Source organism: Pseudoalteromonas sp. 1_2015MBL_MicDiv, from assembly GCF_002407505.1.
Taxonomy (GTDB): Bacteria; Pseudomonadota; Gammaproteobacteria; order Enterobacterales; family Alteromonadaceae; genus Pseudoalteromonas; species Pseudoalteromonas fuliginea.
Map to the genome: position 1 here is coordinate 3762408 of NZ_CP012737.1, position 16077 is coordinate 3778484.

The window sequence follows — 16077 nt, forward strand, 5'->3', positions numbered from 1 at the left end:
TAGTTATTTTTCAAGTCTATATGGTTTGCGGTAAGTTTAAGCGGTCATATGTCTGCTTTTTGTGCAAAAATAACGTAACTTATTTATGTGATAAATGATGCCACAGTGTTTTAAATAGCGTATTAGCATCAATTGGCTTGGTTATATAGTTATCCATTCCACAAGCAACTGCTTTTTTAACATCATCATCATGCGCGTTGGCAGACAAACCAATAATAGGTAAATCAATCAGCCCTAAATCATTACGGATAACTTTGGTTGCCTGTAAACCATCCATATTTGGCATTTGAATATCCATCAGCACAATGTCATAACTATTGGTAGTCAACATTTTTATTGCTTCAAACCCATCACTCGCAATATCAGCTACACACCCCTTGGTCTTTAATATTGCACTAGCAACATGTTGATTTAAAGAATTGTCCTCAACTAAAAGCAGCTTATAATCAGTAAACGATAAGCTCTCAACATCTATCTCATTATATTGTTGCTGTACCTGCTCTGCTTTTGGTAGGGGGGAATTCAACGGCACACTAAATGTAAAAGTAGAGCCTTTACCCTCGTGGCTAGCTAAATCAATAGCCCCTCCCATCAACTCAACCAGTTTTTTGCAAATACTCAAACCTAGTCCTGTGCCACCATATTGTCGAGAAGTAGAACTATCGGCTTGAGAAAAAGGTTTAAACAACTGTTTTTGAGCTGCTTCACTAATACCAATACCCGTATCGTTAACACTAAAATAAGTCATCTTTTTTGATTGCCATACTTTAAGTGTTATGCAGCCTTGCGCTGTAAATTTAACTGCATTATTAAGTAAATTTAAAAGTATTTGTTTTAAACGAATAGGATCGGTATGAATAGTTAAGTTTGTTGTTTTATCGTAATCGAGATGCAATTCCAGTGACTTAACATCTACTTCAAATTGCATTAAATTCGTCACTTCATCCACTAAGCGACCCACATTAATTGGCTCTTGTACTAAATCAAGTTTGCCAGCTTCCATCTTAGAGAAATCGAGTACATCGTTTAATACCCTCAGTAACACACCAAGCGCACCATCCGCTTGCTCTATATAAGTTCGAGCCTGTGGCCAATCATTTTGCTGCAGCGCTAAATAGTGCAGTCCTTTTATACCATTAATAGGTGTGCGCACCTCATGACTCATATTAGCTAAAAACTGGCTTTTAATATGGCTTGCTTCATCAGCTTTTTGCTTTTCTTGACGTAAAACACGAGTTTGTTTTGCCACTTGCTCACGAATTTGTATATTTGTACCAGTAACCGAAATCAAAAAAGTTATTAATAACCACACAAATAGCATACCTACTATTTGTGCAAGCCAATACATTAACCATGATGTTCTAACTACAGGCTCATGTAATTGCACTTGCCAGATCCGCTTGCCAATAAGTAATTGGTATTCTTTTAATAGTTCAAAAGAATGAGTATCGGCTGTGTAAATACTCTGTTTTTGATTGGGTAAAGTCACATCTAAAAAGCTAGCTGCAACGAGGTTATTTTGATCAAATAATAACGATTGCGATAATTTTTTAAGGCTTACTACTGCAACAACAAACCCTTTAAAGTCATCTTCAGTAGTGGAGTTTCCAAAAACAGGGTGCAAAAATAACACACCTTTTTCTTGCGTATTTTGTACTAAATCGATTGGCTCACTCAGCACTAGCTCATTTAAAATTTTTGCTTTGTGTAATGCTGCCGCCCTCCCTTTATTTGAGGCTAAGTCAAAACCAATAACACTTACATTACCAATCAATGGGTATGCATAAAGTACAGGGTAATAAAAGTCACGTGAACTTACTGGCTCCCATACCCCTTCTGACCATCTTTCTTTTACATAGTAATCATCAATGTATTGAGCATTTTCTGAGCGTTCAAAATCGGCTAATTGCTCTGCTGAAATGTAAGGTACCCATTCAAATGCAACAATTTCTTGACTATAACTAAGCTGTTTAGAAGTGAATAGCTTAAATTCATCAAAAGTCACCTCATCACTACTTGCAAAAAATGTTGCTAGCAAGCTTAGATGGGCTGACACTTCATCAATTCGTTGGCTTATAGCATCTTGAACAGACAATATTTTAAGCTCTTGTTTTTGTATTTCTTTTTCTTTTTTAAAATTAGACGCAGTATAAAATCCTGCACTAATAATGATATATATCATTAGAGAAGGAATAATAACCTGCAGCCTATTTTGAACTTGTTGATAGTTAAACCCCGCAAGCACCAGCGGAGTAAAAATTAATACTCCAACGCTATCACCTATCCACCATGCGATAAAATTATCAATAGCGCCATGTGCTGGTATTACGTGATTACTAACTAATAAAAACGTACCGACTCCTGCAGCCAGAACACAACACACTGGACCAGCTATAAATAAGCTTTGTATACAATGCTTTAAAGAAGAGAGATCAAGGGGGGCTTTTATAACTTTTGTAATAAATTGAGCGCCTATCCATGCTTGCAACACAGACGCTATAGTAACTAACAAGGCTTGAATGGCAATTTGCCAATTGAAGATATCAGATGCGCTATCGAGGTTAACTATATTTGTTAATAACGCACCAATAATGATGCCAGGTAAAGCTCTACGATTCCACAGTAAAAGTCCAGCCAGTGCAATGCCCGAAGGAGGCCATGAAGCAACGGCATAACCATCAATAGAAAGAAGAAGATTACTAGCAAATCCAGTTAAAAAGTAAGCACTGGCTAGGCTGAAAGTTAATACGAATAAATTTTTCAATACTCAGCTCCTATACCTGTACTTACATTTAGTTTAGTTTAGTTTAGTTTAGTTTAGTTTAGTTTTTCATATTTAAGCTCATTGATACAAAACCAGTGCTTTCTCAGTTTGTGCACTTTTACTATAGCTTAGCGCAGCTTGTTCCGCGTACTGTTTTTTATTTTCAGAGTTCAACGCTTTATCAAATACCCTTGCGGCTAAATCATAGTCACCTTGTGCATTGGCAAGGCAAGCAAGTGCTAGTAATAAGGCATTATTACTTTCATCTTTTTTAAGGCGCTCTTGAATGCAGGTCTGCAACTTGATTGCATCAGCATTGGCTGCGCCATTTAAGATATAGGCAAGTTGATTGTGCTGTTCGTTGTGTTTAACCATTTTTATCAAGTCGCCCTCAATTACAGCTAGCTGACCTAACGCTGCCATTTTCGCTAAATAAGCAGTATGCGCATAAGCTTGTAGCTTTTTAGGAAGCTGTTTATATTTATGTGTAATTTTTTCAATTGGCAGAGCTGAAAAGTAAGCATTAAAAACACGTGTCCACTGCTCGCTTGAAAACACCTTTTTGCGTAACAATCTTGGTAAAACGTCTTCTAAAGCATTAAAGTGCTGCTGTTGCACCAACACTTCGGTATACAGCTTTAACTCAAGCGCAGTAGCTTTTTTAGATTCGGCGCTTACACGCATCTGCGATTCAATTGCGCTACTATCGCCACTTGCTAGCCAAAGTTTCGCCACTTTTAGTTGATGCTCAGGGCTTATTTCAAATAAACGCTCAAGTGCTTTATCTGTTTGATTATTAGCAAGCGCTGCTTTTGCAAGTAATGCTAAGCGAATATCTTCAAACTTATCTGGTACGCTATTACCCGATAAAGCCTGCTCTACATGCTCATAATCATCATTAATAGCACTCCACAGAGCCTGCTCAATAGCTGCTTGTTTGCGCTCTTGGCTACGTGCAAAAAAGCCATGTTTAGTATTATGATAAATCGATAATAAGTAGCGGATTAGCTTATATGTAATAAATACGATCGCAGTAATAACTATCACTGTACCGCAAAAAGCAATCATAGTGCCCTCAACTGTATAGTTATTAAATGAGAAAAGGACATAACCTTTCTCATTTATAACGTAAGGAGCTACACCAATAACAAGTACTAACGCAATAACCAGTATTATTAGCCCTATCATTGCACCCACTCCTTAACCTGCTGTGTACTTTGAAGTGTTACTTTAGGGTTAAAGTTAAGTGATTCTTTTTCAAGACTAGCTATTGATTTTAAAACCCTTTGTGTAGCGTTATCGTCTTTCTTAAAATACTCATCAACTAAGCGTTTTGCTTCACTTAAAGTACTAAAGTAAATGCTAGCTTGTTTACTAAGTAACGCATCTTGTGCCTGAGTAATATAAAGCTTAATACGTTGATTAACGAGGTGACGCTCTTGCTCATCAAGAAATGGAGCAACTACTCCTCCTTCTCGATGGTGAAGTGTTAAAAAGCTGTCTAAGAAGCGACCCCAGCTGTTATTTAAATTCTGCTGCCAATCATTTATGTCTTCACTTAATACATTTTCATCTACTTCGGTAACTTCTTCTGGCAAATTAACTGCATTAAAAACTAAGTCGTCAATACTGCTTAGTACACTGTTTAGCTGTAAATAAATAGCCTCTGTTGCAACAGGTTTAAGGCTATCAAGTGTTTGTATGTCTTGCATAATAGCTTGGCGAACTTCAACTGTTCCTGGATGCTCACTAAGTAATCCATCTAAGCGTTTTAAAACAGCACTAGTGCCTTGGTAATCTTTTTCAGCCCATAGTTTAAACTCAGCCATACGTTGTAAACTGGTTACTTCTTGTGGGTTTAGAGACGAGCCTTGTTGCTGCGCCTTTTGCAAAGCTGCTTTCAATTCTTGCTGATTTTGAGCTGCACTTTCACTGAGGGCTGTGGCAATTTTTTTCTCACTATTAAACAGCGCTTGCTGTAAATTAGATTGCGCCGATTTAAGTGCTTGCAGCTCTTGAACGAGTAACTTATTTTGCTCGCTTAACTCATTAACGGCTAGGTTTTGCGCCTTACCAGCATTTAATTTTTGATAAAACTCGTATCCAACACCAGAGGCCACAATTAACGAAATCAAAAGCGCAAGTGCTGCAACCTTACTTACCTTTTGTTTATTTTTGTCTGCCGTATTTTTTGTAGCTACAGGCTCTTGCTTTGTTGATTTAGCTGAGGCTGTGTTAGCTGTTGTTGGTGTGGCTTTTTCTGCCGTAACTGGCTTTGACTGTTCGCTCATGTTGCTACCTTGCTGATTTATGCAGGTAAACATAGCATCATCGCTAGCCCCTGCTGCAATATGTATATTAGCCAAGCTTACTTGTTGCAGCTTTAAATAAGCGGCTATCCGCTCGCTGGCAACATAAAATTGGCACTGTTGTAACCATAGTAGTTGTTGTGCAGCAAGGCTTTTAAATATAGCATCAACTGCTGCATTACTTGTTATGACTATACCGTGTACATTCTGGCTTTTCCAGTGGTCTGTCCAGTCAGAGGTGATACTCTCTGTGGGTTCACGTTTGTACACAACACAATTATTTAAAAAAGCACCGCGCTCTTTGAGCGTTTTAGCTAACTCAGGGCGGCCACCTTGGCCCTTAACTAATACTATATTACAGCCATCCACCTCGGCGAGTGATTTAAGCGCAAGTAACCCTTCTGAATCATACTGCTTTGGTACTGCTGCGCGCACACCAAATTGCTCATATATAACATCGGCTGTTTGTTGTCCAACCGCATAAAACTGCGCTTTGGTATTTATATCTGGTTTTAATTGCGAAAGTGCACTGACTGCATCTTGCGATATAAATATTATTTTATCCGCATTTAACAGCGGACTAAGTTCAGTGCTAGAGGGTGTTAAATGCGTTATTTTTAATACCGGAAACAAAGACGCCTGATAACCCGCTTGCTCAAGTTGCTGAGCAAGGGCTGCGCCTTTTCCTTCGGGCCGAGTTATCAGAATATGTGTCATTTATGCGTCTCTATAAACTTCAGCTAATATTTTATCTGCACCTTGAGCTAGTAATTTTTTAGCAAGCTCAATACCTAATTTTTCTGCGTCATTTACATGGCCTGTTACTTCGTCACGTAAAATTTCGCTGCCATCAACAGCACCAACTAAACCACGTAAATGTACTTGCTCGCCATCAACTAATGCATAAGCACCAATAGGAACTTGGCAACCACCTTCTAAATAGCGATTCATCGAACGCTCTGCGTTTACGCGAATACGTGTTTGTGTATGCTCAAGTGGTGCAAGTAATGCTTTGGTTACTTCATCATCAATACGACATTCAATACCTACAGCGCCTTGACCATTTGCTGGTAATGACACTTCTGGCTCAATGTAGTCAGCAATACGCGACTTCATTTTTAAACGAATAAGCCCCGCTGCCGCTAAAATAATAGCATCGTATTGGCCGTCATCTAATTTACCTAAACGCGTATTTACATTACCGCGTAAATCACGAATATCTAAATCAGGGCGAAGCGCCTTAATTTGGCACTGGCGGCGTAGGCTCGAAGTACCAACAATAGCGCCTTGTGGTAGCTCACTTAAATTAGCAAAATTGTTTGATACAAAAGCATCGCGTGGATCCTCACGCTCACAAATAGTATGTAGTTCCAATCCTTCTGGGAACTCTACTGGCACGTCTTTCATAGAATGCACGGCAATATCAGCGCGACCATCTAACATAGCTTGCTCTAGCTCTTTAACAAATAAGCCTTTACCGCCAATTTTAGCCAATGGCGTATCTAAAATTATATCCCCCTGCGTCGACATAGGGACTAATTCTACGCACACATCTGCATGAAAACGCTCAAGCTCTGCTTTCACAAATTCGGCCTGCCAAAGTGCTAGGGCGCTTTTACGCGTTGCGATACGTACTAATTTTGTTTTTTCTGTCATAAGGGTATCCAATTAATTACTGCGTTTAGCTAGTTTTAGTCTGCTAAAATTCTAAATTCTTTTTGAGCTATCAAGTTACCTTGCCCATCAACGACATCTACACGCCAGTGACCTGTTTGCGTGGCCATAATATTTTTCGTTGAGTATGTTCTGTAGCGAGTAGAGGTTACATTGAGCGAAATTTCAGCCATCGTAGTGCCCTCAAAAGACCACACATGCTTTACCTGCTGACCTTGTAAGCCTTTAAGTTCACTAAAAAATGATAATGACTCCTCAAACTGACTTAAACGAATGTCAGCAGCAAACACATTTGTAGGCTCACGTCGGCTTACTTTTCGAGTAAGTACTGCACGGCTAATTTTACCCGTGTCTATTTGCGCGCCCAATGCCACACTTGCAACTTGCGCGGTAGGCGAAAAGCCTTCAGTGCCACTCAATGCGCCATCATCGTTTTCTAGCTCTAAGAGTAAGTCGCTCTGATTGGCTAGCTCAGCTTCATTTTGAGCTTCTGCGATTTTTTCTTGTACTTCATTATCAATATTTGAGTTTAACTCTATATTAATGCTTTCGCTTTGATCAGTAACAATATCGTTGTTAGCTAATAAAACCGTATTATTATTTACAAGTTCGACTTCGCCTAGTGTTTTACTTGAGATGTTTTTTTGATTTTCGTTTTGCGCAGCTGACAACGGTTCGATACTCGTCTGCGTTATCTCCACAGACTCATCTGGGATATTGTTTACCGATAAGTCTGGCTCAACATCCGTTACTTCATCGCTTGTCTGGTTCTCTGCGTTATTACTAAAACTTAAAAAGTGCTCTTGCTCATTTGGATGCTCGCCTTGTTCTGCACTGACTGACGTTGTTAAACCATACACAACAGCTGCAGAGGTCATTAATACCAACATAGCAATACTCACAATACGACGCCAATTCCACTCGTAACTTACCGTTGGTAAGCTCTCTTGTAGTTCGCGTTTAACATTTGCTTTAATAACTATTTTTTGACTCATATTGACCTCAGCGATTCCAAAATTAACTTAAACGAGCAACCAACCATTGGCGAATAGCTTGCAGTTCTTCTGCGCAAACTTGATGAGCCATTGGATATTCTTGCCAGCTTACATCCATGTTATGTGCTGTTAATACTTCAAACGCACTTTTACCTGCGCTATAAGGTACAACATTATCTTGACTACCATGCGCCATAAATACATTTAAATCGGTATGTTTTGCTTCATCAGCAAATTTTTGTGGCACACACATATAAGTAGAAAGCGCCATAACACCGCCAAGCTTTTGCTCAAAGCGCGGCGCTAAATGCAGCGACACAACACCACCTTGAGAAAAACCAGCTAAAATAATTTTATTAGCAGGAATGCCATTTGCTATTTCTGTGTTGATTAATTCTTCTACTTTAGCAGCCGAATCTCTCACACCTTGCTCATCAGCGCGTTTATCTAACTCTATAGATTTAATATCGTACCAAGAGCGCATTTCCATACCACCATTTATGGTGACCGGTTGCACTGGCGCATGCGGAAAAATAAACCGTATACCAAGCTCGCTTGGTAGGTTTAATTGCGGTGCTACTGGTGCAAAACCATCACCAGAGTCGCCTAAGCCATGTAACCAAATAACGGTCGCTTTGTGCTCACCTTGGGCTGGGTATTCTACAAATTCTAAACTCATAGTGTTGATTGCCATTTAACTTCTTGGCCAGCTTGGCGCGTTGACGCTTCATTAATAAATGCCCAAAATTCAGCGCCAGAGCGGTTATCAATCCATAACCCATCACGCATTTCAAAATGATGTCCGTTAAACTTAGTTGCAACCCACACTTGATGAAGAGGTGCTTGCTTGTTGATCACTATTTTACTTTTATCAGGAAAAATAATTTCTAAAATACCTTGTGCCGATTCGTAGTCTAAATCAGCTTCGCAATCATCAACCTGCTCTTCAATAGTGAACATAAGGGCTTCGGCTAATTGGTGATATTCGTGTTCAGTCATTGTTATTTCCTTTGCAGGCGAGCCGCCTAATATTGGGTACGTTTTAGCTTTAAAAATGTGCAGCTAGTGTAACAGGAATAAAATCATCCGCGAATAGCTGCATTTTTTAGATATTCTGTTACTCTGCGATTATAAAGCCAGCAACCGTATTAATCTAATGAAAGCGACACATACCTTACAATTAAAAAAACTATTAATAAGCACTGTACTGTTAAGCGCCTTAGCTGGCTGCGGACAAAGCGGTCCGTTATATTTACCAGAGCCACAAACAGAGCAAAACCAACCTCAAAATACAGCTCAGCCAGCCACTACCGCTGAGCAAGCCAAAGCACAGCAAAGTCAGGAGCAATAAATGGATTATTTTAATTACAAAAACAACCAATTATTTGCCGAAGACGTCAATGTGGCAAGCATAGCGCAGCAATACGGTACGCCATGTTATGTTTACTCGCGTGCTACATTTGAGCGCCATTACTTAGCGTTTGCTAACGCCACTAAAAATCACAAAAGCCTGGTATGTTACGCTGTAAAAGCAAACTCAAATATTGCCGTACTTAATATATTAGCGCGCTTAGGTTCGGGTTTCGATATTGTATCCAAAGGCGAACTTGCGCGTGTAATTAAAGCAGGTGGCGACGCCTCTAAAGTGGTTTTTTCAGGCGTGGCTAAAACGTCTGACGAAATAGCGTACGCATTAAAGCTGAGTATTAAATGTTTTAACGTTGAATCAGCCTCTGAGCTTGAACGTATTTCTGAAGTGGCTTGCGAGCTTAACCTAGAAGCGCCTATTTCTATTCGCGTAAACCCCGATATAGATGCAAAAACACATCCGTATATTTCTACCGGTTTAAAAGAGAATAAATTTGGTATTGATATTCAAACAGCAGTGAGTGTTTATCAACAAGCAGCGGCTTTACCTGGTTTAAAAGTAATTGGTGTCGATTGCCATATTGGCTCTCAATTAACGCAAGTCAGACCTTTTTTAGAAGCCCTTGATAAACTAATGGCGCTTATTGATGAGCTAAAAACTAACGGTATTGAGCTAACTCATTTAGATATTGGTGGCGGTTTAGGCGTACCGTACAACAACGAGCAACCACCGCACCCAAGTGAATATGCAGCGCAAGTTACCGAGCGCTTAGCTAACTATAAACACCTTGAACTAATTTTTGAACCAGGGCGCGCTATTGCAGCTAACGCAGGTATTTTAGTTACTCAAGTTGAATTTATTAAACAAAACCAAGACAAATTTTTTGCCATTGTCGATGCTGGTATGAACGATATGCTTCGCCCTGCGCTTTATCAAGCGTGGCAAAAAATTATTCCGGTATCCGTGCGCGATGACGAAACACCTACTCACAACTTTGATATTGTGGGGCCGGTGTGCGAAACCGGCGACTTTTTAGGAAAAGACCGCGAACTTGCCCTAAAACAAGGCGATTTACTCGCACAAAGAAGTGCGGGGGCATATGGCTTTACCATGAGCTCAAACTACAACTCGCGCCCGCGTGTTGCAGAAATAATGGTAGATGGTCAGCAGCATCATCTTATTCGCGAACGCGAAACTATTGAAAGCCTTTATCAAGGTGAGAAAGTTTTACCATAAACGTTTTTGTCTACTAGCTGCTCTGTGGCATGATTAGCACAGAGCAAAACCGAATTAGAGCGCTATGTTAGTTAATTTTTCCAAAATGCACGGCTTAGGCAACGACTTTGTTGTGATTGATAACATTACACAAAATGTTTTTTTGTCGCGAGATCAAATCAAAAAACTGGCAGATCGCCATTTTGGCATTGGCTTTGACCAATTACTGATGGTTGAAGCGCCGTACTCTCCCGATCTCGACTTTCATTATCGAATTTTTAATGCCGACGGTACCGAAGTAGAGCAATGCGGCAACGGCGCACGCTGTTTTGCCCGTTTTGTACGTATGAAAGGCCTTACTAACAAGCACAAAATTAGTGTATCGACCAAGTCGGGCAACTTAACGCTCTACATAGAAAAAGACGGTCAAGTAACGGTTAACATGGGTCACCCTAACTTTGAGCCAAGTAAAATCCCTTTAAAAGCCAGCAAGCGTGAGCTTACTTATATTATTAGAACGCAAGAGCACACGGTATTTAGTGGCGCGGTATCTATGGGTAATCCGCATTGTGTGCTGGAAGTTGACGATATCACTACCGCCCAAGTTGATATATTGGGTCCATTGCTTGAAAACCATGAACGCTTTCCGCAAAAAGCGAACATTGGCTTTATGCAGGTTGTATCGCAAGAGCACATTAAATTAAGAGTTTGGGAGCGCGGCGTTAACGAAACCCTAGCGTGTGGAACTGGCGCGTGTGCAGCAATGGTTATTGGTCATATTCAAAATAAATTATCAACAACCGTTCAAGTCGATTTGCCAGGTGGAAGTTTGCAAGTGCGCTGGAGTGGCGAAGGTCACCCAGTACGTATGACAGGCCCAGCAGAGCATGTATTCGATGGACAAGTCGCGCTATGACCGAGCTAAATAAAGAGCAAGTTATTGATTACTTGCAGCAACACCCTGATTTTTTAATTCAGCATCCAGAACTACTAGTCCAACTTGAACTGCAGCAGCAAACTCAAGGTGCAACATCGCTGGTACATATTCAACAACGCCAGCTACGCGAGCATAATACGCTTTTAAAAAACCAAATAGAGACCATGAGCCAACACGCTACTCAAAACGAGTTTGTTTATCGCTTATTTAGTCAATGTCATCGCCAGCTTTGGAGTAACTACGACTTCAATACATTAGCAAGTAACTTACAAAATATTATTTGCACAAACCCAACAATAAGCAATTGTAAATTATTAAAGTACAACAAAAATTATGATGAACTGATTGCTCACCGCCTAACTAATTCAAGCCATTATTTAGGCCGCATAGATCAACAAGAAAGCCTGTTGTTATTTAATGAAACAACACAATCAACGGCTATTTACTTAATTGGAGAGGCTGTAAACCCAATTGCCATATTGGCTTTTGGTAGCAATAATGCTAACCATTTTGAGCCCACACAAGATAATTTATTTGCTCTCGATTTTGTACGTTCATTACAACTACGTTTACTTGAACTAGCATGAGTGAAGACGCGCCTAACATTACCCAATTAAGCGACAATTGGCGCACACCCATAATGCTATTTAGCGACTATTTAAAGTTTGAAAAACAATATTCAGCGCACACAGTTAATCAATACGTAAGCCAGCTTAGCTTTGCAGCTCTTTATTTTAACAAATTATGTGATGACTGGTTTGGCGTGCAAGGCGAGCATATTCGCCGCTACAGCATGGCACTGCGTTCAAAACAATTAAGTGGCCGTACTATTAGCTTAAAGCTCAGCTGCATTCGCAGTTTGTATAAGTTTTTAAAAGCAAAAAACATTGCCGAGCAATCGCATTACCATAATCCGGCAGTGGGTATAAAAGGCCCTAAGTTTGCAAAGCCTTTACCTAAAAACCTCGATGTAGATCAAATGGCACGCTTGCTCGAAATACCCGACGACGAACCTCTCGCTATTAGAGATAAAGCAATGATGGAGTTGATGTATTCATCAGGGCTGCGTATAAGCGAGTTAGTTGGCGCTAACATGCAAGACATTAGCGCTGCCAATGGCGAAATTTTAGTGCGTGGTAAAGGCAATAAAGAGCGGTTAATTCCGGTGGGTAAAAAAGCGTTAGACGCATTAAAAAAATGGCTCACAATACGCCCTCAGTTTACAAAGCCCGATGAAATAGCCGTTTTTTTAAGTAGCCAAAAAAATCGTATTTCGATTCGCCAAGTACGCCTGCGTATGCAAGAGTGGGGAATAAAACAAGGTATTAGCTCGCAGGTTCACCCGCATAAGCTGCGCCACTCGTTCGCGTCACATATTTTAGAATCATCTGGTGATTTACGCGCCGTGCAAGAATTACTAGGGCACAGCAGTTTGTCGGCTACACAAGTGTATACGCATTTAGATTTTCAACATTTAGCCAAGGTGTACGACAACACTCACCCTCGTGCAAAAAAACGAACTGATTAGGTAAATAAAAATGATCCGATTTAATCGTGCTATTAAGCCATTTTCTGTCATGAGCTTTGATTTAGACGACACTCTTTACAACAATCACCCCATTATAAAAGCAGCGGTTAAAGCGCAGCAAGATTATTTAAATGCGCTCCCTAGCTACTTAGCCCAAGGCCCAAAATACTGGCAACAATGCCGCAATGAGGCCGTATTACAGTTACCTGAACTTGCTGATAACGTCACTAAATGGCGCCAACATACATTGCGCTTAGCCCTTTCTAAACTAGATTTGAACGAGCAAGAGGTAGAGCATCATGCCGATGCTGCCTACAACGCCTTTGCCGATGCGCGCAGTAAAATAGTAGTAACCGATGACGTACTAAAGCTGCTAGATAACTTAGCCCAGCACTTTACGCTGGTTGCTATAACTAATGGTAATGTTGAAATTGAACGCTTTAACTTACACGATAAATTTGAGCTAGTATTACAAGCAGGTATGCACGGTAAAGCAAAACCTCACAGCACCTTATTTGATAAAGCCGCCGAGCACTTAAACGTTGCTAAAAGTGAAATTTTACACATTGGCGATAGCCTAGATACCGACGTACAAGGCGCAAATAATGCCGGTTGCCAATCGGTATGGTTAAACGATCAAGACGCCAATTATGCTTATAAAGGGCTAGCTGATATTGAAATAGCCAATATTCATGCCCTAACGCGCTTTATTAAATAATACCAATTGCATTAAATAAGAGGTCACAATGAGCCACTATACCAAGCCAATTACCTTGTTATTAATTGGCTCACTTAGCCTTAACGCTTATTTATTGTGGCCGCAGCCCGCGCCAACCAAAGTACAAAAAACGCAAGGTACTGAAAAAAGCATATCGCCTAAACAGCAAAATACGCTATTAAATACGGCAAAGCAGCAGTTTAAAAAACACCAATTTGAAGCCGCACTTAGTAGCTATCAACAACTCAAAAGCAGCAATCCAGAAATCGCAATAAACCTTTATTCATCATGGCTGATACAGCTTAAAATATGGCTAAATAGCAATTTATTACTTAGCGAATCATTTCTCAATGCGCTATTAAATAATAACCCTTATAACGTAGAGTTACTTAATTTACAGGTTGAGTATTTAATAAATAGCGAGCAAACACAAAATGCCATTATTGCTTTATTTGAGCTTAATTCATTACTGCCGGCTGATCAGCAAAGTAACGTAAATACACGTTTAAATACGCTCACTCAAAACGAATTACACACATTAACTGAGCAACAAAATTGGCAAGCTATTATTGAGCAAACACAAATTTGGCTCGACTATAAAAGCGATAACGCACAGTTTTTATATCCGCTTGCGTATGCCTACTATCAGCAAGGCGATTTAATTAGCGCACAAGCAACCCTCGATCGAATGCCAAACCAGCACAATCTGAAAAGCCAAGTGCAAACACTGCAAGCTATGATCAATAAAGTACAATCGCAAGACGACTTCGTTGCTTTAACGCCTTACGGCGCGCACTACTTAATAAACACCGAAATAAATAATAATCTATCAACCGAACTAATGATTGATACAGGCGCAAGCGTAACCTCACTACCTACAAGTATAATTGAGCAAATTTCGCCACAACCTTTATATTTAGGCGATGTAACGGTAAACACAGCTAACGGTCAAATTGTTGTAAAACGTTATCAAATTGAATCGTTTAAAGTGGGCTCGCAAATTATTTATGGTTTTGAAGTGTTGAGCATTGAAAACACACGCGGACAAGGTTTGCTAGGGATGAACTTTTTATCGCGATTTAAATTCAATATAAATCAGCAAACAGATGAGCTAGAGTTGAGCGCTAAATAATTAAAAATCCAAAGGTAACACATGACACTAAATAACTATTTAAAAGCACTTGCTGAAAACCCAAAAAGCATTCAATTTACCGATACAATGGCGGTGATTGAAGCAAATTACGACTTTACTGCATGTGGCTTTAATAACCATGGATTACTTAGCGCTGCGAGTGAGAACAACGGCTCATGTAAAATTTTTGCGTTTGCTAAATTAAACGATTTAAGTAAACAAAATACGTTAGATTGCTTTGGTAAGTTTTACCTAGAAGACGTGCTGCAAAACCCAAAAGGCGATGATCACCTAAATATTCGCACTTTCATGTTAGCACCAGAGGCAACACCTTTTTTAGGTATTACCTTTGAAGGCGAGCCACTAAAAGAAAAATAGCCCGCAAAAATTAAAGTGGCTTTTCCATAAAGTAACGCGTACCTGAGCGTGGGTAATTATTAAGTTGATACTTAACACTATAACCGCGCTTTTCGTAAAAAGGTTTTGCTTGAAAATCAAGTGTATCAAGCTGAGCAGTTGTAGCACCTAGCTCAATAGCAGCTTGTTCAAGTGCCGTTAGCAGTTTATCTGCAAGCCCTTTACCTCGCGCAATATCGCTACACCAAAGCCAGTTAATCATTAGCCAATTACCAAACACACACCCACTAATACCGGCAACAAGCTCGCCTTGCTCATCAGTAAATTTATAGCCTAGTGGCAGCCTTTGCGCATCAAAATGCTGGGCGTTAAATTCAACCATTTGCGCGCGAAGCGCTACGTTTAACGCATCAGTATTATCTGCTGTTAATTGATACATTTATCGCCCTTAAAAAGCGGATACTAGGACCTGTTTATCTTTCGAGGTTAAATTTGCAGCAGTATGTTTGGTATTTAGGCAAGGCAGAGCCTATGTAGTGTGGTTATTTCCCATAAATAGGCGATAACGTAGCAAAAATGCCAAACATACGCTGCCCGAAGGGTTCTGCCTAGGGGCAATTTACTCTTTGTTGCTCGGTTTTTACTTAGCCCACTAGGTCACAAACCTCGCGCCGCGATTAAATAGCCCCTAGATTGAACAAATTTTAATCCTGAAAGGTCAACAGGCCCTAGCAAACTAGCTCAATCAAAACAGATTATTTTTTCCAAATGGGACTTCAAGCATATTACTGGCTGTTTTTTCGGGTTGACCGCACATTTCATCGTAAGCACTTGTATGGCGTAGCATCATTTGTGCATAGGCTATTTTTTCAAAACGCTTTTGAATATGCAGTGGACTTAGTGCTTTTATAAACTCACCATTTTCCTCTGTCACATAGTATTCGACATTATTTATAATTACAGAGACTTGGTATAATGCCATTTCAAGAGAATGCGCAACCACCTTTTGTAATGGCTCATGTTTTTTTAATTCTGAGAATTTCATACCCATAACAACCACCTTTTTTAAAAGTAACCTT

At 39.9% G+C, this 16077-nt stretch carries 17 protein-coding genes; 8 read left to right on the forward strand and 9 right to left on the reverse strand.

All coding sequences use genetic code 11. From position 1 onward, the window contains the following. Positions 1 to 79 precede the first annotated feature (79 nt). The 7 genes from AOR04_RS16850 to cyaY form a co-directional block, all read right to left on the reverse strand. Complete coding sequence (locus tag AOR04_RS16850; protein WP_096793958.1) at positions 80 to 2764, reverse strand: CHASE domain-containing protein; 2685 nt, start codon at positions 2762 to 2764, stop codon at positions 80 to 82. Between the two features lie 78 nt (positions 2765 to 2842). Continuing rightward, on the reverse strand, positions 2843 to 3952 hold the full coding sequence (locus tag AOR04_RS16855; protein ID WP_096793959.1) for a heme biosynthesis HemY N-terminal domain-containing protein: 1110 nt from the start codon (positions 3950 to 3952) through the stop codon (positions 2843 to 2845). Beyond that, positions 3949 to 5790, reverse strand: a complete 1842-nt coding sequence (locus AOR04_RS16860) for a uroporphyrinogen-III synthase (protein WP_096793960.1) — start codon at positions 5788 to 5790, stop codon at positions 3949 to 3951. The genes AOR04_RS16855 and AOR04_RS16860 overlap by 4 nt, the downstream gene beginning before the upstream one ends. Then, complete coding sequence (gene hemC, locus AOR04_RS16865) at positions 5791 to 6729, reverse strand: hydroxymethylbilane synthase (RefSeq protein WP_096793961.1); 939 nt, start codon at positions 6727 to 6729, stop codon at positions 5791 to 5793. A gap of 35 nt (positions 6730 to 6764) precedes the next feature. Continuing rightward, on the reverse strand, positions 6765 to 7742 hold the full coding sequence (locus AOR04_RS16870) for a DUF2914 domain-containing protein (RefSeq protein ID WP_096793962.1): 978 nt from the start codon (positions 7740 to 7742) through the stop codon (positions 6765 to 6767). A gap of 22 nt (positions 7743 to 7764) precedes the next feature. Next, positions 7765 to 8421, reverse strand: a complete 657-nt coding sequence (locus AOR04_RS16875) for an alpha/beta hydrolase (RefSeq protein ID WP_007377336.1) — start codon at positions 8419 to 8421, stop codon at positions 7765 to 7767. Continuing rightward, the gene (gene cyaY, locus AOR04_RS16880; RefSeq protein WP_007377335.1) at positions 8418 to 8741 is read right to left on the reverse strand and encodes an iron donor protein CyaY; all 324 of its coding nucleotides are present in this window, start codon (positions 8739 to 8741) and stop codon (positions 8418 to 8420) included. Before cyaY ends, AOR04_RS16875 begins: the two co-directional genes overlap by 4 nt. A gap of 157 nt (positions 8742 to 8898) precedes the next feature. Between cyaY and lptM the strand changes: the two genes are divergently transcribed. The 8 genes from lptM (at position 8899) to AOR04_RS16920 (ending at position 15019) form a co-directional block, all read left to right on the forward strand. Then, a complete protein-coding gene (gene lptM / locus AOR04_RS16885) occupies positions 8899 to 9093 on the forward strand; it encodes an LPS translocon maturation chaperone LptM (RefSeq protein WP_008136157.1) in 195 nt (64 codons plus the stop codon). Then, a complete protein-coding gene (lysA, locus tag AOR04_RS16890) occupies positions 9094 to 10347 on the forward strand; it encodes a diaminopimelate decarboxylase (protein ID WP_096793963.1) in 1254 nt (417 codons plus the stop codon). It abuts the gene before it with no gap. 64 nt (positions 10348 to 10411) lie between these two features. After that, positions 10412 to 11242 (forward strand): diaminopimelate epimerase, encoded by an 831-nt coding sequence (gene dapF / locus AOR04_RS16895; protein WP_007377332.1) that lies wholly within the window; start codon positions 10412 to 10414, stop codon positions 11240 to 11242. Beyond that, entirely contained in the window at positions 11239 to 11850 is a 612-nt protein-coding gene (locus AOR04_RS16900) for a DUF484 family protein (RefSeq protein ID WP_096793964.1), read from the forward strand. The genes dapF and AOR04_RS16900 overlap by 4 nt, the downstream gene beginning before the upstream one ends. Further along, on the forward strand, positions 11847 to 12791 hold the full coding sequence (locus tag AOR04_RS16905; RefSeq protein ID WP_096793965.1) for a tyrosine recombinase XerC: 945 nt from the start codon (positions 11847 to 11849) through the stop codon (positions 12789 to 12791). The genes AOR04_RS16900 and AOR04_RS16905 overlap by 4 nt, the downstream gene beginning before the upstream one ends. A gap of 10 nt (positions 12792 to 12801) precedes the next feature. Beyond that, a complete protein-coding gene (locus AOR04_RS16910) occupies positions 12802 to 13509 on the forward strand; it encodes an HAD-IA family hydrolase (RefSeq protein ID WP_096793966.1) in 708 nt (235 codons plus the stop codon). Positions 13510 to 13537: 28 nt separating this feature from the next. Further along, the gene (locus tag AOR04_RS16915; RefSeq protein WP_096793967.1) at positions 13538 to 14641 is read left to right on the forward strand and encodes a retroviral-like aspartic protease family protein; all 1104 of its coding nucleotides are present in this window, start codon (positions 13538 to 13540) and stop codon (positions 14639 to 14641) included. A gap of 21 nt (positions 14642 to 14662) precedes the next feature. Continuing rightward, entirely contained in the window at positions 14663 to 15019 is a 357-nt protein-coding gene (locus tag AOR04_RS16920) for a HopJ type III effector protein (RefSeq protein WP_096793968.1), read from the forward strand. A 10-nt stretch (positions 15020 to 15029) separates the two neighbouring features. Here the strand turns inward: AOR04_RS16920 and AOR04_RS16925 are convergent, their stop codons facing one another. After that, on the reverse strand, positions 15030 to 15437 hold the full coding sequence (locus AOR04_RS16925) for a GNAT family N-acetyltransferase (protein ID WP_008136147.1): 408 nt from the start codon (positions 15435 to 15437) through the stop codon (positions 15030 to 15032). Between the two features lie 306 nt (positions 15438 to 15743). Beyond that, on the reverse strand, positions 15744 to 16049 hold the full coding sequence (locus tag AOR04_RS16930) for a DUF6482 family protein (protein WP_007377325.1): 306 nt from the start codon (positions 16047 to 16049) through the stop codon (positions 15744 to 15746). Positions 16050 to 16077: the final 28 nt, after the last annotated feature.